Origin of the sequence: Paenarthrobacter sp. OM7 (assembly GCF_029873575.1) — a bacterium.
Classification (GTDB): domain Bacteria; phylum Actinomycetota; class Actinomycetes; order Actinomycetales; family Micrococcaceae; genus Arthrobacter.
The window spans coordinates 3771399-3794319 of the sequence record NZ_CP123579.1; the positions used below are offsets into that span (position 1 = coordinate 3771399).

Below are 22921 nucleotides of genomic sequence, written 5' to 3' on the forward strand. Positions count from 1 at the left end.
GGGTAGGGAGCGTTGGGGCGTTCGCGGGTAAGAGACCTCGGCACGCAACAATGCGGCGCGGATCACAATTCGGCCTCTGCGGGCTGTAGGATTCGCTGGTGACGCGATAGTCGCGCATTGGATTTTTTGGGGGTTGGGCCGTTGGCTGCTCTGGGTAGATCTTTGTCTTTCAGCAGCGGCGTCGGCCGGGTTGTTGCCGCTGCACTTCTGGCAGTGATCACTGCGCTGACGTTCCTGATGGTACCGGGGGGCCAACAGGCTAAAGCCGATACCCTCATGGATCACATCGTTAACAGCAGCAACCCCAACGACGTAGCCGTCAACGTCACGACCAACAGGACGTACGTCGCCAACCAGTATGGGAAATCCGTGACAGTCATCGACGGTGCCACTTCGGCGTCAAGGTCGATCGCCGTGGCAGACTACCCCGAGAGCGTAGCCATCAATGAGAAGACCAACAAGATATACGTCTCTCATTCAGCCAGCTATACCATTACCGTTATTGACGGGGCATCGGAAGCAACGAAAAGAATTTCAACAGTTGGCCAACCGGAAAAAATGGTGGTGAATCAGACCACCAATGAGCTCTACGTCGCCAACGGGGAATCAACAGGCGGCATCTATGTCATCAACGGAGCCAGCTTGGCCGTCACCCAAATTCCAATTTATGGGGACATCAGAAGTCTCGCCATCAATGAGATAAGCAACAAGCTCTATGCCACCGCGTGGGAGAGCAGCAAAGTGGCCATCCTGGATGGGGTCAGTAAAAAAGTCACCCAGCTTGACCTCGGCACCCCGGCACAGTCCGTGGTCCTGAACCCCATTACGAATATGGTCTACTTCAGCTGCCCGGACGCCAAGGTACTTGCCGTACTCAGCGGACAAACCAACCAAATATCCATGATTCCCACCGGGTCGAACGCCCGCCCTGGAGTGATGGCAATCAACCGCCAAACCAACACGGTTTATGCAGCCGACGAAGGCAACCAATATCTGACAGCCCTCGACGCGACAGCAAGGACTCTGGTCAATACGCCGACTGAGCGCACCCATTACCTCAGCATTGCCGTCAACGAGGTCACCAATAAGGTCTACGCCTCAGACTATTACCGGCACCGGGTAACCGTCTTCGACACCAAGGCAAACGTCCTCGGGCACGTACAGGGTTTCGATAATCCCGAGACTCTGGCAATTAACCAAAAGACCAACAAGATCTACGTAGCCGATCGCGGTGGAAGTCGGGTCCGGACCATCGATGGAAGAAACGTCGCCCCCTCATTCACGTCGACCCTCCCTCCCAACAGCGGTTCTGTGGGGGCTCGATACCACCATGAGATGACGGCGAGCGGCTCCCTGACACCGCAGTTCAAAGTTGCCAGCGGTGCACTGCCCCCAGGCCTGACTCTGGTGTCACAGAATCCAAATGGACTCCTATCCGGCGTGCCCAGCATCCCTGGAACCTTCAGCTTCCGCATATCTGCCAGCAACGGTTACGGCCCGGATGCACTGACCCCAACCATCACGATCACCATCAAGCCGGCTGATATCAGGCACGACTTTACCGGCGACAAAAGACCGGACGTCCTGGCTCGTACCCACAGTGGAGACTTGTGGCTTTATCCTGGCAACGGCAGCGGCGGCTGGCAGTCGCCATCCAAGGTCGGCCAAGGTTGGAACGTCATGACAGCTCTCGTCTCTCCCGGGGATTTCACGGGTGACGGCAAAGCCGATGTACTGGCCCGTGACACCAGCGGAGTCTTATGGCTATATCCAGGTAACGGCAAGGGTGGCTGGCAAGCCAGGCTGCAAGTAGGCCAAGGCTGGAACGCCATGACCGCCATCACGGGAATTGGTGATCTTGACCTGGATGGAAATGCCGACGTTGCTGCCCGCGACAGCTCCGGACAGCTGTGGCAGTATCGCGGCAACGGCCGGGGCGGCTGGCTAACCCAGGAGTTGGTTGGCAGAGACCTGAATGGCATGAACTTCATCTCCGGCATAGGAGATATCGCGAAGGACGGGACCGAGGATTTGGTGACCCGGGATGCCAACGGGGCGCTATGGAGTTTCAGAGGCTATCCGCGAACTTCCTTTGGCTGGGGCATCCAAATCGGTTGGGGCTGGAATGCCATGACTGCCATAGCCACTCCAGGCGACTTCAACGGCGACGGCAACGTGGATCTCCTGGCCCGCGACTCCGGCGGGACACTCTGGCTCTACCCCGGTAACGGCAAGCAGGGCTGGCTCCCCCGGGTCCAGGTCGGCTCCGGTTGGAACGTCATGAACACCATCATCTAGAGTCCAGAACCACAACACGCAAATCACCAAGAACGACGGCGGCAACCACCCGCCGTCGTTCTCTTGCCCTCCACACGCATAACCTAAGGCTCCTTAGAATAGGCTTGGGATCATGAGCGACTCCGAAGCCCAGCCTGTACGCATCAGTTCCGAGCCCGTCCAGCTCCAAGCCCTCGAGCCGATGCTGGAAAAGGTGCGGGAATCCGTGGGCGATGTCCCTGCTCTGCTTGCCATCGCTACGGAGATCGGAATGACGGCCCCCCAGCCCGGCGAAGGAAATACCGCCAAGCTCTGGGAACTGCTGGCATCGGTCACAGCCGTGGATGTGGCGGCCGGGAGGGTGCTCGAACCACATCTGGATGCCGTGGCTATCCTCGCCCAAGCAGACGTACCCGCTACACCGGATGGTGCATGGGGAGTCTTCGCCGCGGAAGGCCCCGGCCTGAAGCTCGAGGCCAAGCGGGATAATGCCGGGAACTACGTCCTCAACGGGTCCAAACCCTGGTGCTCGCTCGCGGCCCAACTGAATGGTGCAGTGATCACGGCCCACACCGAAGACAACAGCCGGGCCGCCTTCGCTGTGAACCTGAAGCACCCCGGAGTGTCCTGCGAAACACCCCAGTGGACCAGCCGGGGTCTCCAGGAAATTCCCAGCGGCACCGTCCACTTCGACCAAGTCCCCGCAACCCCGGTCGGAGGCGAAGGGTGGTACTTCACCCGACCCGGTTTCGCCTGGGGCGGCATGGGCGTTGCCGCGTGCTGGCTCGGCGGAGCAGTTGCCGTGGCCAGGGATTTCAGGAGCGCACTGGCCAAGGGCGCGGAAAATGGCAGGGAGCCGGACCAGATCGCCCTCGCCTCCTTGGGTGAGGTGGACAGGATCATCACGTCCGTCACCGGGTACCTGGCCCAAGCCGCAGAGCAAATCGACGCCGGCGAACTGGACGAGCGCGGCGAAGATCCCACAGACACAAACGGCCCCAGCGCCTGGAGCGAAGCCCTGCGTATCCGCGGAACTGTTGCCGCCGCCGTCGAGCGCGTCCAAACAGTGGTGACGCAGAACCTCGGTCCCGCGCCGCTGGCGTTCAATGAAGCGTATGGAAAGCGCATGGCCGATCTCTCGCTGTACATCCGGCAGCACCACGCCATGCGGGACGACGCCCAGCTGGGCGCGCTGACCCTGAAGGGAGAATGCCAGTGGTGACCTTTTCCCACACTGACACCGGAACGTCGGAGCAGGAATGGGCAGCGTCGGGAGTGGCCGCCCTCCCCGAACTGCCGCTGGATACAGCAGAACTTGCGGCCAGGAAGTTCGTTGTCCTGGCCGCGCACCCGGACGACGAATCACTCGGCGCCGGCGGCTTCCTGGCCAGGCTGCACTCAGCCGGCGCAGCAGTCGACATGATCCTGTGCACCGCGGGCGAGGCATCGCATCCAGACTCGCCAACCACGACGCCGGAACAGCTTGCCGCTGTCAGGCTCACGGAGTTCGACACTGCTTTGTCAGGGCTGGCGCCCAGCGCGACGTGGCGGTTCCTGGAACTCCCCGACGGACAGTTGGCTGCCAACGCTGACCGTATTGCTGCGGCAATTCGCGAGAGCATCGCGGGGCGAGCGGCGGAGGAAGTGGTGATCGTGGCTCCCTACCGTGCCGACGGCCATACGGACCACGACACCCTTGGCACGGTCGCCGCGGACCTCGCCACACAAAACGGCTACGGGCTCCTGGAATACCCCATTTGGTACTGGTTGTGGGCAGGAACTGAGGACACCACCTGGAATGGTTGGGTCCGCGTGCCCCTGAGCCAGGAAGAACAACAGGCCAAGGCCAAAGCAATGCACGCCCACGTCTCGCAAACAGAGCCGCTGTCCGGACAACCGGGCGACGAGACTTTGCTTTCCGGGACATTTCTGGAGCACTTCGAGCGGCCGTGGGAAACGTTCGCCTGGCATCCCTCCACAGCTGGGAGCAACAGCGCAGCAGATGCGGAACGCATCTTCGACGAAGTCCACTCAAGGGAAGAGGATCCGTGGAGCTACACCACCAGCTGGTATGAACGCCGCAAGAGGGCGCTGACCCTGGCGGCCTTGCCCCAGGAAAGCTATGAGTCCGGGTTGGAACTGGGCTGTTCCATCGGCACACTCAGCGAGGAGCTGGCCCGGCGTTGCCGGACATTCCTGGGAGTGGACGCCAGCAGCGCAGCCTTGGCCCAGGCAGCGGAGCGTCTCGCGAGCTACCCATCAGCGGAGGTCAGGCACCTCACCATGCCGCATGAGTGGCCTGAGGGCATGTTCGACCTGGTGGTGCTGTCCGAAACGGGCTATTACCTTTCGCGGAAAGAACTCACCGAACTGCTAACAAGAATCCAGGCCTCAACTACGCCTGGCGGAACACTGCTTCTGTGCCATTGGCGGCATCCGATTTCGGGCTGGGAGTTGGACGCGGAGTCTGTGCACACCATGACACGCACCCACCTCGGCTGGCCCACGCACGGGCTCTACCAGGAGAAGGACTTCATGCTGGAAGTCCTGGTGGCACCGGATAGCTCACCATGACCCATTCACAGCAGCCAGGAATCAGAAACGTGGCGGTAGTAATACCTGCCCACAACGAGGAACAGCGCCTTGGCCGGGCGCTGACCGGACTGCGCGCCGCACTGGATACCCTTGGACGCGAACGCCCCGGAGTGGGCGCCTCAGTCACCGTGGTCCTGGATAACTGCACGGACGGTTCGGAGGCGATTTCCGCTGCGTTTGGAGCCAAAGATGCCCGCTTTCACAATCTCACCGTGAAGCTCCACAGCACAGGTGCCAGCCGCGATCATGGTGCCAGGGAAGCCCTGGAACGCCTGCAACTCCAGCAGGAGGAACACGCGGATGCAACCGTATGGCTCGCCAACACCGACGCCGATTCCACCGTCCCCGGGCACTGGCTGGTGCGGCAGGTCGATCTGGCAAACGCCGGGGCCGATGCCGTCCTCGGCTCGGTGGAGCCGGACCCCACCGATGTGGACCCTGTAGTTTTGGGGCGCTGGCTGGAGTTGCACCCCTTCCGCGAGGACCACCCGCATATCTACGGAGCCAATTTAGGCATCAGGGCCTCGGCCTACCTCGCGGCAGGCGGCTTTCCCTTGCTGCGTTCCCACGAAGACCGGGGTTTGGTGGAGGGGCTTCGTCGGCAAGGTTTCACGGTGACATCTACGGACACCATCCGTGTGGTCACCTCAGGCAGGACACACGCCCGCGCCCCCGAAGGATTCGGTTCCTACCTCCGGGCTCTCGGCGCTGAGCTTCCGGCCCCCGCCAGCGGCTAACCTGCCAGAGCGCCCTCCACCGCCGCTATGGCAGATGCCGTGATCGCTTCCCGATCGCCGGATCCATCAACGGTCACCAAGATCCCGCGCTTCGAGTAAGCCGTCAGAACCGGCTGGGTCTCGTCCCGGTACAGCTCCAGCCGACGCTGGATCACGGCTTCGGTGTCATCGCTGCGACCTTGCTCTTGAGCACGGCGGAGCATCCGGGCCAGCAACTCGCTGTCCGAGGCCGTGAGCGCCAGAACAACTTGCAAGGGCTGTCCCCGGCCCGCGAGCATCTCGTCCAAAGCGCCGATCTGGATCACCGTTCGCGGGTAGCCGTCCAACAGAAAGCCATCGGCAGCATCGGCTTCTTCCATCCGCTGCTTGAGCATGTCCGTGGTGACGTGGTCCGGCACAAACTCACCCCGGTCCATGAACTCACCGGCTTCAAGGCCGAGATCCGTCTTGTCCCGGACATGGGCGCGGAAAAGATCACCCGTGGAAATGGCGGGTATCCCGAAATGCCGCGCAAGGTGCTCCGCGTGCGTGCCTTTGCCGGAACCGGGAGGGCCCATGATGATCAATCGCGCCATGTAACTGGTCCGTTCGAAAGGCGGCCGGGACTTAAACAATACGCCGACGACGGCGGGAGGCACCCGTCGTCGTCGGCTTCTTTTAGGATGCGGTTCAGTTCTCAGGCGTTGGCAAGCACGCCATCGATCTGTTCGATCGCCTCCCGCATTCCTTCTTCCATGCCCATCTCGGCCATCTTCTGCATCTGCTCTTCGGATTCGAAGCTGGAGGTGATGGTCATTCGGGTGCGGTTGTCCACGGGTTCAAGCTTCACTGTGGCGTGGGTGATGCCCAGGTCGTCTACGGGCTCACCGTGCTCGTCGGCGAAACCGTCGTCAAATTCCAGATGATCCGGGGCGTTAATGGCGGTGAACTTCCACCAACCGCGGGCTTTGGTGCCATCCGGGCCGGTCATGTAATAAGCAGCCTTGCCCCCGGCGGTGAACTCGTGGGTCTCAAAAGTGGCCGGCCACGTGGGCGGACCCCACCAGCGTTCGAGCTGCCGGGGGTCTTCCCAGATCCTCCACACGCGCTTCACGTCGGCATCGAACTCGGCCACGATGGTGAAGCTCAGGGCCTCAACATCTTTGTTTACGCTGACAACAGTCATTGCAGTTCCCTTTCGTCATCTTCAGCGAGTATGTCCGCAATCCGGCTGGCACGTTGCCGCCAGATCATTTCGAAGTGGTCCAACAGGTGCCGGGCTTTCTGCAGTCCCTCATGGTTTCCCCGCACAATCTGCTCCCTCCCACGCTTCTCCTTGGTCACCAGGGAGGCCCGTTCCAAGACCGCAACATGCTTTTGCACGGCCGCGAAACTCATGGCGTACAGCGCAGCCAATCCGGAAACCGAGTACTCCCCCGCCGTCACCCGGGCCACGATGTCCCGGCGGGTTGCGTCGGCGAGGGCCTGGAACAGGCGGTCGAGTTCTACGTCGCCGGAGGGTTTTTTGCTGAGCTGATCTACAACCATTTGGTTGTACGATACGCGCGGAAGGGCCCGATGTCAACGGATGTGATGGCCAAAACATGGCCACCCCTTGCGGCCCTACGCATCGCCCGGGTAAGTTGTTGAAACGTCTCAAAGAAAGCGTTTTCCCGAACACTTAGGTGGAATTGACCATGACTCAGCACGCCCCGATCACGTGGATCGATGGCGAACCGCCCGCCGGACTCAGCGGCGGCACGACGTGGGGAATGCCGTTCCAACGCGGCACCGTGCAGGACGCAGCCGCCCTGGGGGTCCTCGACTCCAGCGGCAGCACCGTCAACGCCCAAACCTGGCCCCTGGCCACCTGGCCCGACGGCTCCCTGAAGTGGGCCGGCATCGCCCTCGGCGCCACGGATCAGCCAGCGGCCGCTTACCGGGTCACCCACTCAACCGAAACGCACGACGGCGGCGCGGCAGCCGTCGTCGAACGCTCACACGGAGTGACGGTCGCCGAAGACGACAACACCATCACCGTATCCACAGGCACACTGGACATGGTCCTGCACCGGAGCGGCAACACCCTGTTCAGCGAGCTTCGCCGCAACAATGAAGTGGTGGCCAAAGACGGTCGCCTCGTGAGCCTGCTGCAGTCAGGACCGGCAGAGGGAATGGGCACCACCACCCGGACTGGTTTCACCGGCCACACCACCAGTGTCACCGTGGAGCAGGCTGGTCCTGTCCGCGCGGTGGTCAAGGTGGAAGGCCTGCACCGCGCAGAAGACGGCGCCAAAGAATGGCTCCCGTTCACCGTCCGCTTCTACTTCTACGCGGGCGCCCGCAGCGTCAGAATGATTCACTCGTTCGTCTGGGACGGCGACGCTGAGCAGGATTTCCTGGCAGGCCTAGGCGTCGAGTTCACCGTGCCGCTGGACAGCGAACTGCATGATCGTCATGTCCGGATCGCCGGCGCCGACGGGGGATTCCTGGTGGAGGCCGTGCGCGGGCTGACTGGACTGCGACGGGATCCGGGCGAGGAAGTACGCGCCGCGCAGATCGCCGGCCGGCCCACCCCGCCCCTGAGCGAGTGGAGCCCACTGGTCTCCGAACGGCTCCACCTCATCCCGGGCTGGAACGACTACACCCTGACGCAACTGACGGCCGACGGCTTTGACCTGCGCAAAAGGACTGCTCCCGGCCACGGCTGGGTGGGTATCTCGGGCGGCACCAGGGCGGCCGGGTTCTGCTCGCTGAGCGATGTCCATGGTGGCTTCGGTGTTGGCATCCGGGACTTCTGGCAGTCGCACCCGGGGCAGTTGGACATCCGGGGGGCAGCCACCGCGGAAGCGAAAGTCACCGCCTGGCTTTACTCCCCCGAAGCCCAGCCGATGGACCTCCGTTTCTATCACGACGGCCTGGGCCAAGACACGTTCGAGGACCAGCTTGAGGGGCTCGAAATCACGTATGAGGACTACGAACCCGGCTTCGGCAAACCCACAGGAATTGCACGCACCCACGAGCTGACGCTGTTCGCCTACGACTCGACCCCCTGCACGGAAAGCCTCGCCGCCGATGCCAAGGCAGCGTCCACTCCCCCGCTGTTGCAGCCCTCACCTGAGTACCTGCACGCGGCAGGGGTCTTCGGGGATTGGTCACCGGTGGATCGCAGCACCCCGGCCCGGGCGGAACTGGAAGACAAGCTGGACTTCCTGTTCGACTTCTATCAAGGCCAGACCGAACAGCGCCGCTGGTACGGATTCTGGAACTACGGCGACGTCATGCACACCTACGACACCGATCGGCACGTGTGGCGCTACGATGTGGGCGGCTACGCGTGGGACAACTCCGAGCTGTCGCCCGACCTTTGGCTTTGGTACATGTACCTCCGGACGGGCCGCGCGGACGTCTTCCGCTACGCCGAGGCCATGACCCGCCACACCGGTGAGGTGGATGTCTACCACCTCGGTCCGTGGCGCGGATTGGGTTCGCGGCACAACGTCCAGCACTGGGGCTGCAGCGCCAAGCAGCTGCGCATCAGTACTCCGGCCTACCGGCGCTTCTACTACTACCTGACCGCCGATGAACGAACCGGCGATCTCCTCACCGAACTGGTGGACAGCGACCAGAACTTCCTCGGCTTGGACCCCGTCCGCAAAGTCAGGCCCGACGCCGATACGTACCGCCCGGACCGCGGCGCCCTGGGCGTGGGGCTGGGTACGGACTGGGGCTCACTCGCCGCCACCTGGCTGACCGATTGGGAGCGTACCGGCAACCCGCGCTCACGGGATCGACTCCTCGGAACCATGGCAGACATCGGCGCCCTGAAGTACGGATTCCTCACAGGCGAAGCGCTGTATGACCTTGATGCCGGGAGGTTCGACGCCGGCCGGGAAGTCATCAGCGTCTCGCACCTGAGTGCCGTGTTCGGTTTGGTGGAAATCTGCAGCGAACTGATCAGCCTGGTTCCGGACAAGGACTTCGAGGAAGCCTGGATGCAGTATTGCCGACTGTTCCTGGCCACTCCGGAAGAGCAGGTCGCGGAGGTAGGGCAACCCTTGGCGGGCATCTACCTCACCCAGGCACACAGCCGGCTCACGGCCTACGCCGCGGCCCGGCTGGGGTCCCCGGAACTCGCGGAGTTGGCGTGGGAGAGCTTTGCCGAGGGCGGGGAGAACCTCAACCATGCCGAGGCCTTCACATTGAAGAAGATCCTGCCCCCGTTCGTGCTTCTGCCGGTCGATGAGGCTCCCACCGTCTCCACCAACGACACCGCCCAGTTCGGCTTGGCCGTCATCCAGAACCTGGCCCTGATCGGTCACCAGCTGCCGGCGGCGGCCGATGCACCTCAGGAGGTCCCGGCGTCGTAATTCCTGCTGCTTCCTGACCTTCTTTGCCGCTGATATGGGTGGCCAGCAACCCCAGAGGGTTGATTCCGCACTCGAGTCGGCCCGAAGAAGGTCAGGAAGCCACAGCCATCAGGAACTGGTGCGCGGATGCATGATCCGCATCTGGTCCCAGGTCCGCTCCGAAGCGGCGATGTTCTGGTTGGAACGCTCGGGGTCCAGGGAGGCAAGCTCGACGGCGATCGCCTGGACCGCAGCCACGGCACCTGTCAGGGATGGGAAAAAGCCTGCGCCTTCAGTGGGCACCACAATCCGGTGATCGGCATGCACCGCTACAGGCGAACCCGCGCTGTCCGTGATGGAAACAATGGGCGCGCCCAGGTTGTGCTGGCCGACATCTCCGAGCACCTGGAGCACCTCGTCCAGAATGGCCGGATCATCCACTGACTCCCCTCCTTCAAGCTCTGTATTAACGCTTCAAAAGGCCCGATACTGTAAGTATGCTGATCAATATCGACCTGAGGAGGAGACGGACATCATGACCACGAAAGTAAACAAGACAATCATGGTCAACGTTCCGATCAGTACGGCTTACTGGCAGTGGACGCAGTTTGAGGAATTTCCGCATTTCATGGGCGGAGTGGAACGCGTGACGCGGCTCAGTGAGGACCGCCTCGAATGGGTGGCCGAAATCGCCGGCGTCCATCGTCGCTGGGAAGCCAAAATCGTTCAACAGGACCATAACCGGGCCGTGGCCTGGGCCGCCGTGGAGGGTGCCAAAAACGCCGGCTGGGTTGAGTTCAAGGAAGCTGGTCCCAGCCAGACGTCACTGCACTTGTCCCTGGAGTACGAACCGCATGGCGTTCTGGAGTTCCTGGGGGACAAGCTGCATATCGTTGAAAGGCAGGCTGAGTCAGACTTGAAGAAGTTCAAGGAGTACATCGAAAAGCAGACCCCGGAGACGGGCACGACTGCAGGAACCACCGCGGCACCTGCGGCCGCGTCAGGAACAGCGGCCGAGTCAACGCCAATCGTCGATCCTGTCACCCACCCGTTCGACCAGACCAACGGTCTTGCAGACGTTGATGGGGACTCGGACGAGACCGCCGAGAGCGACACCCGCAGCGCTGCGGAGCGGAAGGAAGGCGAAGGTCAAGGTCCGGGCTTTATTCCGCCGATGGGCGGCCTCCCAGGACAGCGGTAGTGTCCACACAGCAATAGAATCAGTGCCGCCCGGGTCAACGCGACCCGGGCGGCACTTTTCATTGACAGCTGCGGCTAGTTCTTGGTGCCGGTGTAGACAACGGCGGGAATCGCCGGAGCCTGCATGCCCTCGCCAATGAAGAAGCCCGGGTGCGGCGGCTGGTTATAGGCAACATTCTCGCGGGCTACAGCTGTCCGATACACAGTGTCGTGCATCAGGGTCCGCAGCCGCACCTCGGTAGGAGCCGTGGTGGTGTAGATCCGCAGCTCGGTACTGTCAGTGGACGGCCACGCGATCTCTTCCCGCCAGTCGCCAAGGATGTCAGCCTGGATGGACGGGTTGCCCTTGGTGGTGTTGTTGCTGCGGGCACCGTCGGCGGTCAGGAGCCGGTCACTGGTTTCCGTTTCCCAGTTCCACTTGGAGATCGTGGGAACGCCGCGGGACACCGTGGCGTCGTAGTCATGGTCCACGATTTCGCGGAGCAGGTCACCATCCCACCAAGCCAGGAAGTTGGCGGCCGGGATCTTTTCCGCAATCAACTCACCCTTGGCGGACATGAGCTGGCCAACGGGTGAATCCCAGGCAGCAGAACCGCCGATGGCCCACCCTTCGGCGCCTGCATAGCGGGGATCGATGTCGCCTGCCGCCCCACGTCCGGTGTCTTTGATGGCCGGGATGCTCCACAGGACCTCACCGGTTGCGGCATCACGGAAGGTTGCTCCGCGGTTGCCGCTCTGGCTCATGCTTTCGTGGACGGCGAACGTTTCCAGCCCTGGCCTGGACGGATCGAGGTCACTGGTGTGAATGGCATCGCCGTGGCCGAGCTTGGTGTTGTAGAGCGGCTGGCCGTTGTCATCAATGGTCATGGAACCGAAGATGAACTCGTCCTTGCCATCCTGATCGACGTCGGCGACGGACAGGTTGTGGTTGCCCTGCCCCTTGTACTGATCGCCGGCCAGGTTGGAATCAAAGGTCCAGCGCTTCACGAGCTTGCCGTCGACGAGGTCGTAGGTGACCAGGACCGTCCGGGTGTAGTAGCCGCGGCTGAACATCATGGAGGGGTGCTCGCCATCAAGGTAGGCCACGCCTGCCAGGAAACGATCCACACGGTTGCCGTAGTTGTCGCCCCAGCCGGTCACAGCACCGCGCTCGGGCTCGTAGGTCACCGTGTCCAGGATGGTGCCGGTCTCACCCTTGAAGACGGTAAGGAATTCCGGACCGGACAGGACATATCCAGCGGCGTTGCGGAAATCGGCGTCGGCGTTCCCGATCACTGTCCCTGCCGCATCGCGGGTGCCGTCCGCTGTCTTGAGGGAAACCTCAGCCTTGCCGTCGCCGTCGAAGTCGTAGGCCAGGACCTGTGTATAGTGTGCGCCAGCCCTGATGTTGCGGCCAAGGTCAATCCGCCACAGCTTGGTGCCATCCAGCTTGTAGGCGTCGACGTAGACATTGCCCGTGTAACCGGACTGGGAGTTGTCCTTGGCGTTGGACGGTGACCACGTCTGGATGACCTCGTACTTGCCGTCGCCGTCGAGGTCCGCCACGGTGGCGTCGTTGGCCGAGTACGTGTAAGTCTTGCCGTCCGGCGTAACACCGTCGGCAGGCTTGTCCAGCTTGATGGCCAGATAATTCTGGGCCAGCGGCTTCACGGCTTCAGTCAGCTTGTCCTGGCCCTGTCCGTTGCCAACGGCCTTGATGACGTAGCTCGACTCCGCAGTGCCGCCAGCGTCCACGAACATGGTGGCGTTGCGGATGGGCTCGGGAGTGATGTTGACGCCATCGCGCAGGACCTGGAAGCCGATGCTGTCCTTATCCAGGCCCAGCATGCGCCAACTCACGGTGACACCCTGGTCCGTCAGGACTGCAACCGGCGCCCGGTCGAGGTTTTCCACTTGGCGCTCCAGCGACGCTGCGTCCTTCGCGGCAGGCACGACGCCGGGAAGGTTGGCTTGCGCTGCCTGCTGGACCTGGGCCGGGGCTGCTTGGGCGAGTGGGACACCCGTCAGCGCGATGGCCGCGGCAGCGAGTGAAGCGGTGGCGGCGATGGGGGCTGCTTTCCATGCAAGGCCACGGGAGGAGCTGTAGGAACATTTCGAGGGGTAAGCCAAAGAACATCTCCTTTGATGCTGGGCAGCAGGGGGTCTGCGAGCCGATATTGGAACGTTTCACATACGGAGACAACACCGCCTTGCGTGGTGGACAAGAGGCTGAAGTCTGCGAGAAAACGCTTTCCGCCAACAAGGTTTACCAGCGCTTCAACCGTTCGGTCAAGGGTTTGACAGGAAATGACTGTGAGTGTTCGGTGCTATTTGTTCTGAAATGTCCCTACCCTAGCCTGTCCGCGGCGCCCTCCTGGTACGTCTTTCGCGGCTCGCTTGTGACGGTCCGTTTCGCAGGATTTCTTAGGATTTAGCCCCGTTGAGCGGGGTGACTGTTGGGCTTTGGCTTGTGCGGGTGCGTCCGTAGTGTCGTCCCATGCCGAAGCATTCCGTCACTCCCCTGTCCGTTCTTGACCTGTCTCCGGTTTCCGCCGGGCAGACCCCCGGCGACGCCCTGCGCAGCACACTCGCCCTCGCCGGCGTCGCTGAGGCTGCAGGGTACTCGCGGTACTGGCTGGCCGAGCACCACCTCAACACCGGCGTTGCTGGTTCTGCCCCGCACATCCTCGCCGGGTTGGTTGCGTCGGCCACCAAAACCATCCGTGTCGGCACGGCAGCCACCTTGTTGGGAAACTACAGGCCGCTCCAGATTGCGGAGAGCATCGGCACTCTTGCTGCGGTGTTCCCGGACCGTGTGGACCTTGGCTTTGGGCGTTCCGGGCCGCCGAAGTCGCCCAGCGATCCGGCTCCCGGAGTAGTGCCCCCGACTGACACACCAGACGATCGCGTGGTTGACGGTCTGCTGATCCCAGCGCCGCGGCCCATCTTCGGTGCCGTCCTCCCCAGGAAGTTCCGTTTGCAAGGTGAACTGCTGGGCCGCTTCCCGGGAGATACCGACAACTTCGAAAACGACGTCCAGGACATCATCGGGTTCTTCACCGGCGGGTACCGCACCAAGCATGGTGAGGAAGTCACCGCGACGCCGGCCCTCGGGCAGTCGCCACAGTTCTGGATCCACGGTTCAACAGCGGGTCCCAGCGCCCGCCTTGCCGGCAAGTTGGGCCTTCCCTTCGGCGCGAATTATCACGTAGCCCCGGCCGGCGTCCTGGACTCCATTGCCGAATACCGGGCCCACTTTGAACCGTCTGCTTCCCTGCAGGAACCACAGGTGATCGTCTCGGCGGACGTGCTGGTGGCCCCGGACGAACACCAAGCACAGCGCCTCGCCCGCGGCTATGCCCAGTGGGTACACGGTATTCGCAGCGGACAGGGTGCCATCCCCTACCCCTCCCCGGAGGATGCCTTGGATCTGCCCTTGGATGCTGACGCCAATGACCTTGTCAAAGACCGTGTGGACACCCGGCTGGTGGGCGACCCGCACCAGGTCAGGGACAAGCTGCGCACGCTGCAGCGGGCCACAGGGGCCCAGGAACTGCTCATCACCACCATTGCCCATGACCCCGCCGATCGGCAGAGCTCGTACCAGTTGCTCGCCGAGGCCTGGGGTCTCTAGCTTTCCGATTTTCCACCCACCACCAACAAAGGGAGCACCATGTCCATCGAAACCGCCGTACCGGAAAACGACGTGCAGGATACCCAGCTGATCACCGCCCAGGAAGCGGCCAAACTCATCGAAGAAGGCGCGCTGCTGATCGATGTCCGCAGCGAAGGCGGCCGCGCCAGCACCGGAGCCGTCCCCGGTGCCGTGGTGGTCAACCGCGAGCATGTGGAGGAGGACTTCAGCCCGGAGTCCGCCCACCGCCTGGCCCAGCTCAGCGGTACGGACCAGACGATCGTGGTGTTCTGCGGCTCCGTCAACGGTTCACGTCCCGTCGCGCAGAAGCTCCAGGTCCTCGGCTACGCCAACGCCGTCCACGTGGACGGCGGCTTCCCGGCCCTGCGCGACGCCGGCGTCCCCACCACCGGGCCCACCGCCCCGCCCGTCGAATCGGCGCCGCCCGTCGGATCGGCTCAGGCATCCACCGATTCGGTGGCCTCCGAACGCTGAGTACCTCCCGCCGTCGGGCCTTCCGGCGTCAGCACCACCGCCGTCGTCGCGGCTTCCTTTCCGGAGGTCACGACGACGGCACGTGCGTTTCTGCGGTTCCTTGCCTCGCGCTGCAAGTCGAGTCCGCCGGCGAGCAGCGCGAGCCCCAGCAAAGCGCTGCACATCACGATGCCCTGGTGGAAGGCGTCCTTGGAGGCTTGGCCGGTGGCCGCTCCGTGCGCCTGAAGGAACATGCCTGCGGCCGCAGCTGAGCACAGGGCCGCCGCGAAACGTTGGCTGAGCTGGTAGAAGCCTGCAGCCACCCCTGCGGCACCTGCGGGCGCATGGGCAAGCGTGAGTGTCTGGTTTGGCGCCACCACAAGGCCTGTTGCCACACCTTGGATAAGTCCGACGGCGGCCACCGCCAGAGCCGCCGTACCGCCGTCGAGCCCTTGCACGAAGAGGTCCTTGGCAACCAGGCAGGCCAGGCTGCCCACCAGCGCGTAGACGATCCCGACGCGACCGTATCGGGCCAGGAAGCGCCAACTGAAGCTGGACGCCAACAGCATTCCTGCTGCTTGCGGCGCGAGGATCGCTGCGGCCGCCAACGGCGCCATCCCTGTCCCGGAGAGGAAGTAGAAGGCAGTCACGGCGGCCATTCCGGCACCGACGCCGAACTGACAGAGCGCCACCACCGTACCCAAGGCGTAGCCCCTGGATTTCACCAAGGAGGCACTGAGCAACGGGGTTCGACCGCGCCGGTGATAAAGGAGCTCCCAGAAGGCGAAGGCCAGAAGCATCCCCGCACCGACCGCCAGCGATGTCACTGCAATGATGCCCGCACCGTAGATCGTGGGAATGAGCGAGGCGATCACCACTCCGCCGAGCAGCAAGGCACCCAGGACGTCGATGGAGGGGTTCGCGGTTCCGTCGTCGGGGTTTTTGATGGCAGGCCTCGGGAGGAGCCGGAAGGCAAGGGGAACCAGGATCAGCACCAAGGGAACGTTGGCGAGGAACAGGATCCGCCAGCCGATGGATGGGTCGCCCAAGGAAAGAACCACTCCGCCGAGCAGCGGTCCGCAGACCGCAGCCGAACCCCCGGCGGCAGCGTAGGCGCCGAGGGCTTTGGCGCGGTCATGCCCGGAATAGATGTCCTGCAGGAGGCCCAGCACCTGCGGGTTCAGGGTGCCGGCGCCGAGTCCTTGGAGGAGCCTGGCGACGATGACCAGCGATGGGTCCGTGGCCAGGCCACACACCAAGCTGGAGGCCCCGAAAACAGCGATACCCGCGATGAAGAGCGTGCGCCGTCCCACGATGTCGCCCAGTCTGCCCGCGGGAACCAGCGCGACGCCGAACGCCAGGGAGTAGCTAGCCAGGATCCACTGCACCGAACCTGAACCGGCGTGGAGGGACGCAGACATAGCCGGTACCGCCAGCACGAACATTGACTGGTCCAACAGCGTGATGAACCCTGCGCCCAGGCAAAGCCACAGTGCGGAACGTTTAGCGTGGTTTCCGTGGCTTCTCATAGCGTTCCTTCCTGACCTGCTTTGCCGCCTTGGATGCTGAGAAACAACCAAAAAGGTTTGATATTGCTGGTTGTGGCGCTGAAAGTGGGTCAGGAAGGTACGCCCACGACGCGTGCCCGGGCGGCGGCATGGCTTGCCCGGATTTCCTCGGCGGTGCGGCCCTGCTCCCGATGCGCCACTTCCTGCTTCAGCTGTGGAATGACGTGCTGGCCAAACTCCAGGGCATCCGGGACGAAGTCGTAGCCACGGAGACCGAAGATCTCGAATCCGAGGTCGTGGTAGTCCAGGATCGCCTGGGTGACAGTGTCGTAGGAGCCAACCAACGCCGTCGCGCTTCCTCCCCCGCCACCTGCCGCTTTGGCAAGGGCCGTCCACAGCGCGCGGTCGTGGAGGTCCCCGCGCTCGGCCGCGGCGAGGAGTCGCTGGGTGCCGGCGGCCTCGGGCTTCTGGTTGTAATGCCGGACAGGATCAATCACCTCGCCGGCCGACCGCCGCGCCTCGAAGGTACTCAGGATGGCGTGCGCCTTCTCCCACGCCAACTCGTCCGTTGCCGCCACGATGGGTCGGAAGGCAATTTGCCAGCGCAATGGTTCAACCCGTCCCAAGGCAGCGGCCCGCGCAAGGACCTGCTCCTGTTGTCCGGCGGCATCCGCCAGCGGCTCGCCGAAGAGCGCGTAGATATCCGCCTCCGCTGCACCCACAGCCCACGCGGCCTCGGAGGACCCACCAAAGGAAATACCCGGCCTTTTCCCGGCAAAAGGCCCCACACCGGAGGCAAAGTCGTCGAACCGGTAATGCTCGCCGGACCAATCGAATGACCCACCGGACCATACCCGCCGCACGATCTGCATGTACTCCTGCGTTCGGCCATAGCGCGCATCCTTGGCAAGGAAGTCGCCTTCGCGGGCCTGATCCGCCTGGCTGCCGCCGGTGATGAAGTGCACGGTCAACCGGCCTTGCGCAATGTGGTCCAACGTCAGGAAGGATCGCGCTGCGAACGTCGGGTGGGAAACGTTGGGGCGGTGCGCCAACCTCAACTGGATCCGTTCGGTATTTGCTGCAACCCATGCCGCGTGGACTGAGGGATCCTGTGTGGTGGAGTTGTAGGCGAACAGGACGTGGTCCCAATTGTTGTCCTCGTGGATCCTGGCGATCCGGGCCGCGTACTGGGGGTCGAAGAACGGCGTGGTGGCAGGCGAAGTCTCCGTGGAGTCGTTGCCGGCACCCATGCCGAGGAATTCGATAGGCATTGTTGTTCTCCTGGGGGAAGAGTCAGCGGCGGAGGATGCGCTGGGCGAGGAAGTTGCCCAGTAACTGCGCGGCCTGGACCATGACGATGATGATCAGGACAGTCACGAGCGTGACCTCCCAGTTGAACTGCTGGTAGCCGTACATGATGGCGAAGTTGCCCAAGCCACCGCCGCCGATGTACCCGGCCATGGCGGACATATCCACGATGGCGATGATCATGAACGTGTAGCCCAGGATCAGCGGCGCCAGCGACTCGGGAATCACCACGGACCACAGGATGTGCAAGCGGCTGTCACCAATGGCCCGGGCGGCTTCCACAACACCGGGATCGGAGGCCACCAGGTTCTGCTCCACCACACGTCCGATCACCACACCGGCCATCAGCGCCATGGGCAGGATTGCCGCCGTTGTGCCGATGGTCGTTCCCATGACGATCAGCGTCAGCGGGGCGATGGCCGTGATGAAGATGATGAACGGGATGGGCCGGATGATGTTGACCAGGAAGTTCAGGACCGAGAACACCGCCTTGTTGGCAAACAGGTTTCCCGGCCTGGTGGCGTAGAGCGTGACACCCAGAGCGAGCCCGGCGGCGCCACTCAGCAGCACGGTGATGACCACCATGTAGATGGTCTGTTGGAATGATTCGCCCAGGACGGGCAGGAGGGTTGTCCAGTCAGTCATGGCTATTCTCCGGCGTTCACGGGGACAGGGGCTGGAAGGTTCGGTACGGCACTGTCTGCGGAGGCCGTCTTTTGCTCGACGGCGGCCGTTTGGCGTTCGACGGCGGTGATCTCGCCTAAGTCGGCGAGCGCGGCGTCAATCGATGCGTCGCTTCCGGTGAGTTCGTACGTCAGTGTCCCGAGGATCTTGTTCTGGATCTCGGTGACTCCGCCGAACACGACGCTGGAGCCGACACCGTGCCGTTCGAAGGTGGACGCCACCAAAGGTGTGGGCGCAGCCTCGGAGATGCCGATGGAGACGAGCCGGCCCGGATGCGCGGCAGCAAGCCGGGTGACCGTATCCGGTTCCGGTGTGCCGTGCACAGCCGTGGAGACGAAGCGCTGGGTGGAGTCGCTCTGGGGATCGGCGAACACGGAGTACGTCGGCCCGGCTTCCACCACGCGGCCAGATTCCATCATCACCACGGTGTCGCAGATTTCGCGCACGACGTGCATTTCGTGAGTGATCACCACAACGGTGGTTCCGAGTTCTTTGTTGATGCGCCGGAGCAGGCGCAGGACGTCGCGGGTGGTCTCCGGGTCCAGTGCGCTGGTGGCTTCATCGGCGAGCAAAATGTCCGGGGCGTTCGCCAGCGCACGGGCGATGCCCACGCGCTGCTGCTGCCCGCCGGAGAGTCGCCGCGGGTAGGAACCGGCTTTATCTGCGATGCCCACGAACTCCAAGAGTTCGTCCACGCGCGGCTTGATCTTCTCTTTGGGCCAACCAGCCACTTTGAGCGGATAGGCCACGTTTCCGGAGACAGTGCGGGACTTCAGGAGGTTGAACTGCTGGAAGATCATGCCGATGCCGGCGCGGACCTTGCGCAGCTGGCCTTCGGGAAGCGAGGAAATGTCCTGGCCCTTGACGAACACCTGGCCTTCAGTGGGTCGCTCCAGGCCGTTGAGCAGGCGCACCAACGTGGATTTTCCGGCACCGGAGTAGCCAACAATTCCAACCACGGTTCCTTCTTCGATGTCCAGGCTGACGTTGTCGACGGCGCGCACTGGTTCCGTGCGCTGGCCGCGGTTGCTTCCTTGGACCGGGAACAGTTTGCTGACGCCGCGCAGCGAAACGATCGCGCTCACCGGAGCCTCCTTTTGGGGTTGTTTGGGTCCCCATTCCAACAGCGCCACAGCGCTCGCATCGAACCCAATGACCCCCTGTGACCTGCGGTTTCTTTCCTTAACGATGCGCGTCGGAGTGTTGCGAAGGCGTTCGATTCCCACGGGGCCAACTGCCTAGCGTGAGGCAGGGGAAACACCCCGTACCTTCCATTCGCATCAAGACCCTTTGTACGGAGAAGCATCATGAAGAACCGCTTGTTAGTTGCCGCCGTCGGCCTGGTTGCCGCCCTATCGCTCTCGGCTTGCGGGGGTGCGTCAAGTGGTTCGTCAACCAGCGCCAACACCAAGGTGGTCATCGGTGTGGACGACGGTGCCGAGGAGCACTGGACCCTCCTGAAGAACAAGCTGAAGGATCAGGGCATCGACCTTGAAGTCAAGAACTTCACCGATGGTGCCCAGATCAACACCGCCACCCAGCAGGGCCAGGTGGACATCAACCTGTTCCAGCACCTGAAGTACCTGTCCCAGTTCAACGTCAACAGCAACGGCACCCTGGTTCCTGTTGGCGCGACGGCCGTGTATCCGCTGGCGTTGTACTCGGAGAAGTTCAAATCCGTGGAGGAACTGCCGGCCGATGCCGAGGTTGCCATCCCCAACAACCCCACCAACCAGGCGCGCGCCCTGCTGAACCTGCAGACCGCAGGACTTCTCCAGCTCAAGGATGGCGGCAACTCGCTGTCGACACCCGCAGAGATCACCTCGAGCAAGATCAAGGTTGTCCCGGTGGACAGCAACCAGACGGTGAACGCGCTCAAGGGAACCACGGATGCCGCAGTCGTCAACAACACGCAGGCCCAGAAAGGCGGACTGGGCGACGAGAAGATCATCTTCAAGGAAGACCTGAATTCGGAATCCCTGGCGCCTTACATCAACGGCTTCGTGGTGAAGGCTGACCGCAAGGACGATCCCACGTGGAAGAAGATCGTGGACGCCTATCACACGCCCGAAGTTGAGGCTTCGGTGACCAAGCTCAACGACGGCAACCTTCAGTTCAAGGCTGACTGGACAGCGGCCAAGCTGCAGGAAGTCCTGACCGCTGAAGAACAGGCCATCAAGAAGACCAAGTAGCACGCGAGGGGCGGCGGCCCTGCGCCACAGAGCGCCGCCGTCCCTCAACCTTTTCCTGACTCCGAACAGCACTGAACAGGCCCATGAACCAGATACTCACCCGTGAACGCCAGCAGATCCACTTCTTCGCCTACCTGGTGGGCACGGGCATCCACTTGGCTTCATGGCGCCACGAAACAGCGTTCCCGAAGGCCAGCATTGACTTTGAACACCAGGTGCGGCTGGCGAGGGTCGCTGAGGACGCCAAGTTCGATGCGATCTTCCTGGGGGACTCCCTGGCGATCGACGAGACGTCCAACCCGGGTATCCTCAACAGGTTCGACCCCATCGGCCTGGTCACGGCCCTTGGCGCGGTCACCAACAGGATCGGCCTCATCGCCACGTCCTCCACGTCTTATGACGAGCCCTACAACTTTGCCCGAGCAGCTCTCACCGCGGACCACATCAGTGGTGGCCGCGTCGGTTGGAACATCGTCACCACCCGGGACCTGACCAACAGCACGGCAGGTAATTTCAGCGCCGATGAGCACTTCGACCACAGCCTGCGGTACCGCCGCGCCGAAGAGTTCGTTGAGGTCACCCAGGGCCTGTGGAATTCCTGGGACCAGGACGCTTTCCTTTACGACAAGGAGGCCGGCAGGTTCTTCGACCGCCACAAACTCAGCCGACTGGACTACAAGGGCGAGTTCTTCAAAGTTGCCGGTCCGCTCAACATCGGGCCCTCCCCACAGCACTCCCCCTTGTTGGCGCAGGCGGGCACCTCGGTTCCGGGGCAGCAGCTGGGGGCACGATTCGCCAACGCCTTGTTTGCCAGCCACGCGGACATTCCCCAGGCGAGAAAATACAGGGACTCGGTCCGTGCCCAGGCAGAGGCATTCGGACGGAATCCAGACGAACTCTACGTCTACCAAGCCATCTCGCCCGTTGTTGCGGAGACCCGCGAGGAAGCCGTGGAACACATCCGCGAGCTGGACAGCCTCATCACCGATCAGCAGGTCCTGGACTTCCTGCAGGAATACTTCGCGGGTCAACTCGACTTCACCGGGCTGGGAGCGGACGCCACGGTAGCCCAGTCCGGCATTCCCACCATCGCGCGGCCGCGGACCGATTTCCGCTCCGCCGGGGAACAGATCCATGGACGTGAGGACGAGGTCACGCTCAAGGACCTCTACTCAATACTCACCGGCGACAAACGAAACCACGACTTCATCGGCACCCCGCAGCACGTGGCCGATTCCTTGGAGCGCTGGCACGCCGAAGGCGCCGCCGACGGGTTCAACCTGATGTTCTCCCTCCTCCCCCAGGACTTGGAGCGCTTCACCTCCGGCGTCATCCCGTTGCTGCAGGAGCGCGGACTGGCCCGCACTGAATACACGGGGACCACGCTGAAATCGCACCTCGGACTCGATCCACAGCCGAAAGGACAATCATGACCACCACGCAGACCGTCGCCGCCGACACGTATGTGATCCGCGAGGCGCTTCCGGAAGAGTACGACGCCGTGGGGCGGCTGACGTACGAAGGGTTCGGTCATCATCTCCCAGGCGCGCATCAGCCCGACGAAGAGCGCCTCGGCCTTTTGCTGGATGCTGCGGCCAGGGCCCGCGAAGGTGTGCTGCTGGTTGCGGCAGACGAAGAAACCGGGCGCCTGGTGGGTACTGCCAGCCTCCTGCCCTTTGGCTCATACCTCAGCCGGCAGGCAGAAGAAGGCGAGGTGGAACTCAGGTTGCTGGCTGTGCTCCCTGAGGCCCGCCGTACGGGTCTTGGCCAAAAACTCCTCGACGAATCCGCCCGCCTCGCCGCATCCCGTGGTGCCGGGCGCGTGGTGCTGGACACCGCCGTCGACAATGAGACGTCTCAGCGCCTCTACCGGCGCCTGGGCTACGTCCGCCGGCCGGAACGTGAGAAGGAGCGGCCTGCGCCGAAGGTGCAGCTGGTGGTCTACACCCTGGATTTGCCGCCGGCCTAAGGGATCAGTGGAGTCTCCAGTGAAGGGGGTACCAGT

At 63.1% G+C, this 22921-nt stretch carries 20 protein-coding genes; 11 read left to right on the plus strand and 9 right to left on the minus strand.

What is annotated here, in order from left to right:
- The first annotated feature begins 162 nt into the window (after window positions 1-162).
- The 4 genes from QEH68_RS17285 to QEH68_RS17300 all read left to right on the plus strand — a co-directional run bounded on the left by QEH68_RS17285 (window position 163) and on the right by QEH68_RS17300 (window position 5609).
- The gene (locus QEH68_RS17285) at window positions 163-2298 is read left to right on the plus strand and encodes an FG-GAP-like repeat-containing protein (RefSeq protein ID WP_280623567.1); all 2136 of its coding nucleotides are present in this window, start codon (window positions 163-165) and stop codon (window positions 2296-2298) included.
- A gap of 112 nt (window positions 2299-2410) precedes the next feature.
- Window positions 2411-3499 carry an acyl-CoA dehydrogenase gene (locus QEH68_RS17290; RefSeq protein WP_280623569.1) on the plus strand — a complete coding sequence of 363 codons (1089 nt, stop codon included), beginning with the start codon at window positions 2411-2413 and terminating at the stop codon, window positions 3497-3499.
- On the plus strand, window positions 3493-4851 hold the full coding sequence (locus QEH68_RS17295) for a bifunctional PIG-L family deacetylase/class I SAM-dependent methyltransferase (RefSeq protein ID WP_280623571.1): 1359 nt from the start codon (window positions 3493-3495) through the stop codon (window positions 4849-4851). Before QEH68_RS17290 ends, QEH68_RS17295 begins: the two co-directional genes overlap by 7 nt.
- A 29-nt stretch (window positions 4852-4880) precedes the next feature.
- Window positions 4881-5609: a glycosyltransferase gene (locus QEH68_RS17300; protein ID WP_348537380.1), complete on the plus strand. Its 729-nt coding sequence runs from the start codon at window positions 4881-4883 to the stop codon at window positions 5607-5609.
- On the opposite strand, the gene QEH68_RS17305 is transcribed toward QEH68_RS17300, so the two are convergent.
- The 3 genes from QEH68_RS17305 to QEH68_RS17315 all read right to left on the minus strand — a co-directional run bounded on the left by QEH68_RS17305 (window position 5606) and on the right by QEH68_RS17315 (window position 7136).
- A complete protein-coding gene (locus QEH68_RS17305) occupies window positions 5606-6184 on the minus strand; it encodes an adenylate kinase (protein WP_280623574.1) in 579 nt (192 codons plus the stop codon). The two genes, QEH68_RS17300 and QEH68_RS17305, sit on opposite strands and share 4 nt — an antisense overlap.
- A 101-nt stretch (window positions 6185-6285) precedes the next feature.
- Window positions 6286-6774 carry an SRPBCC domain-containing protein gene (locus tag QEH68_RS17310; protein ID WP_207594776.1) on the minus strand — a complete coding sequence of 163 codons (489 nt, stop codon included), beginning with the start codon at window positions 6772-6774 and terminating at the stop codon, window positions 6286-6288.
- Window positions 6771-7136 (minus strand): metalloregulator ArsR/SmtB family transcription factor, encoded by a 366-nt coding sequence (locus QEH68_RS17315; RefSeq protein ID WP_280623575.1) that lies wholly within the window; start codon window positions 7134-7136, stop codon window positions 6771-6773. Before QEH68_RS17315 ends, QEH68_RS17310 begins: the two co-directional genes overlap by 4 nt.
- A 149-nt stretch (window positions 7137-7285) precedes the next feature.
- Here QEH68_RS17315 and QEH68_RS17320 point away from each other — a divergent pair, with 149 nt between their 5' ends.
- Complete coding sequence (locus QEH68_RS17320; RefSeq protein ID WP_280623576.1) at window positions 7286-9958, plus strand: Tat pathway signal sequence domain protein; 2673 nt, start codon at window positions 7286-7288, stop codon at window positions 9956-9958.
- A gap of 108 nt (window positions 9959-10066) precedes the next feature.
- Here the strand turns inward: QEH68_RS17320 and QEH68_RS17325 are convergent, their stop codons facing one another.
- Entirely contained in the window at window positions 10067-10378 is a 312-nt protein-coding gene (locus tag QEH68_RS17325; protein WP_280623577.1) for a hypothetical protein, read from the minus strand.
- A 94-nt stretch (window positions 10379-10472) separates the two neighbouring features.
- Between QEH68_RS17325 and QEH68_RS17330 the strand changes: the two genes are divergently transcribed.
- Window positions 10473-11138, plus strand: a complete 666-nt coding sequence (locus tag QEH68_RS17330; protein WP_280623579.1) for an SRPBCC family protein — start codon at window positions 10473-10475, stop codon at window positions 11136-11138.
- Window positions 11139-11212: 74 nt separating this feature from the next.
- Here QEH68_RS17330 and QEH68_RS17335 read toward each other — a convergent pair whose 3' ends face one another.
- The gene (locus tag QEH68_RS17335; protein WP_280623581.1) at window positions 11213-13246 is read right to left on the minus strand and encodes a rhamnogalacturonan lyase; all 2034 of its coding nucleotides are present in this window, start codon (window positions 13244-13246) and stop codon (window positions 11213-11215) included.
- Between the two features lie 367 nt (window positions 13247-13613).
- Here QEH68_RS17335 and QEH68_RS17340 point away from each other — a divergent pair, with 367 nt between their 5' ends.
- Both QEH68_RS17340 and QEH68_RS17345 read left to right on the plus strand, forming a co-directional pair.
- Window positions 13614-14750: an LLM class flavin-dependent oxidoreductase gene (locus tag QEH68_RS17340; RefSeq protein WP_280623583.1), complete on the plus strand. Its 1137-nt coding sequence runs from the start codon at window positions 13614-13616 to the stop codon at window positions 14748-14750.
- A 39-nt stretch (window positions 14751-14789) separates the two neighbouring features.
- Window positions 14790-15245 carry a rhodanese-like domain-containing protein gene (locus QEH68_RS17345; RefSeq protein ID WP_280623585.1) on the plus strand — a complete coding sequence of 152 codons (456 nt, stop codon included), beginning with the start codon at window positions 14790-14792 and terminating at the stop codon, window positions 15243-15245.
- Here the strand turns inward: QEH68_RS17345 and QEH68_RS17350 are convergent.
- The 4 genes from QEH68_RS17350 to QEH68_RS17365 form a co-directional block, all read right to left on the minus strand.
- Window positions 15209-16753 carry an MFS transporter gene (locus QEH68_RS17350; protein ID WP_280623586.1) on the minus strand — a complete coding sequence of 515 codons (1545 nt, stop codon included), beginning with the start codon at window positions 16751-16753 and terminating at the stop codon, window positions 15209-15211. The genes QEH68_RS17345 and QEH68_RS17350 overlap by 37 nt on opposite strands.
- An 89-nt stretch (window positions 16754-16842) precedes the next feature.
- A complete protein-coding gene (locus tag QEH68_RS17355; protein WP_280623590.1) occupies window positions 16843-18003 on the minus strand; it encodes an LLM class flavin-dependent oxidoreductase in 1161 nt (386 codons plus the stop codon).
- Window positions 18004-18025: 22 nt separating this feature from the next.
- The gene (locus QEH68_RS17360) at window positions 18026-18685 is read right to left on the minus strand and encodes a methionine ABC transporter permease (RefSeq protein WP_280623596.1); all 660 of its coding nucleotides are present in this window, start codon (window positions 18683-18685) and stop codon (window positions 18026-18028) included.
- A 2-nt stretch (window positions 18686-18687) separates the two neighbouring features.
- Window positions 18688-19809 carry a methionine ABC transporter ATP-binding protein gene (locus tag QEH68_RS17365; RefSeq protein ID WP_280623598.1) on the minus strand — a complete coding sequence of 374 codons (1122 nt, stop codon included), beginning with the start codon at window positions 19807-19809 and terminating at the stop codon, window positions 18688-18690.
- A gap of 222 nt (window positions 19810-20031) precedes the next feature.
- On the opposite strand from QEH68_RS17365, the gene QEH68_RS17370 reads away from it, so the two are divergent.
- The 3 genes from QEH68_RS17370 to QEH68_RS17380 all read left to right on the plus strand — a co-directional run bounded on the left by QEH68_RS17370 (window position 20032) and on the right by QEH68_RS17380 (window position 22885).
- Window positions 20032-20916, plus strand: a complete 885-nt coding sequence (locus QEH68_RS17370) for a MetQ/NlpA family ABC transporter substrate-binding protein (RefSeq protein ID WP_280623601.1) — start codon at window positions 20032-20034, stop codon at window positions 20914-20916.
- Window positions 20917-20999: 83 nt separating this feature from the next.
- Window positions 21000-22349 carry an LLM class flavin-dependent oxidoreductase gene (locus QEH68_RS17375; RefSeq protein WP_280623602.1) on the plus strand — a complete coding sequence of 450 codons (1350 nt, stop codon included), beginning with the start codon at window positions 21000-21002 and terminating at the stop codon, window positions 22347-22349.
- Complete coding sequence (locus QEH68_RS17380; protein WP_207594806.1) at window positions 22346-22885, plus strand: GNAT family N-acetyltransferase; 540 nt, start codon at window positions 22346-22348, stop codon at window positions 22883-22885. The genes QEH68_RS17375 and QEH68_RS17380 overlap by 4 nt, the downstream gene beginning before the upstream one ends.
- Window positions 22886-22921 lie beyond the last annotated feature (36 nt).

Coding starts and splice junctions, on each gene's coding strand:
- QEH68_RS17290 (WP_280623569.1), top strand. CDS start 2,411: ATGAGCGACTCCGAAGCCCAGCCTGTACGCATCAGTTCCGAGCCCGTC.
- QEH68_RS17305 (WP_280623574.1), bottom strand. CDS start 6,184: ATGGCGCGATTGATCATCATGGGCCCTCCCGGTTCCGGCAAAGGCACG.
- QEH68_RS17310 (WP_207594776.1), bottom strand. CDS start 6,774: ATGACTGTTGTCAGCGTAAACAAAGATGTTGAGGCCCTGAGCTTCACC.
- QEH68_RS17315 (WP_280623575.1), bottom strand. CDS start 7,136: ATGGTTGTAGATCAGCTCAGCAAAAAACCCTCCGGCGACGTAGAACTC.
- QEH68_RS17320 (WP_280623576.1), top strand. CDS start 7,286: ATGACTCAGCACGCCCCGATCACGTGGATCGATGGCGAACCGCCCGCC.
- QEH68_RS17330 (WP_280623579.1), top strand. CDS start 10,473: ATGACCACGAAAGTAAACAAGACAATCATGGTCAACGTTCCGATCAGT.
- QEH68_RS17340 (WP_280623583.1), top strand. CDS start 13,614: ATGCCGAAGCATTCCGTCACTCCCCTGTCCGTTCTTGACCTGTCTCCG.
- QEH68_RS17345 (WP_280623585.1), top strand. CDS start 14,790: ATGTCCATCGAAACCGCCGTACCGGAAAACGACGTGCAGGATACCCAG.
- QEH68_RS17350 (WP_280623586.1), bottom strand. CDS start 16,753: ATGAGAAGCCACGGAAACCACGCTAAACGTTCCGCACTGTGGCTTTGC.
- QEH68_RS17355 (WP_280623590.1), bottom strand. CDS start 18,003: ATGCCTATCGAATTCCTCGGCATGGGTGCCGGCAACGACTCCACGGAG.
- QEH68_RS17360 (WP_280623596.1), bottom strand. CDS start 18,685: ATGACTGACTGGACAACCCTCCTGCCCGTCCTGGGCGAATCATTCCAA.
- QEH68_RS17370 (WP_280623601.1), top strand. CDS start 20,032: ATGAAGAACCGCTTGTTAGTTGCCGCCGTCGGCCTGGTTGCCGCCCTA.
- QEH68_RS17375 (WP_280623602.1), top strand. CDS start 21,000: ATGAACCAGATACTCACCCGTGAACGCCAGCAGATCCACTTCTTCGCC.
- QEH68_RS17380 (WP_207594806.1), top strand. CDS start 22,346: ATGACCACCACGCAGACCGTCGCCGCCGACACGTATGTGATCCGCGAG.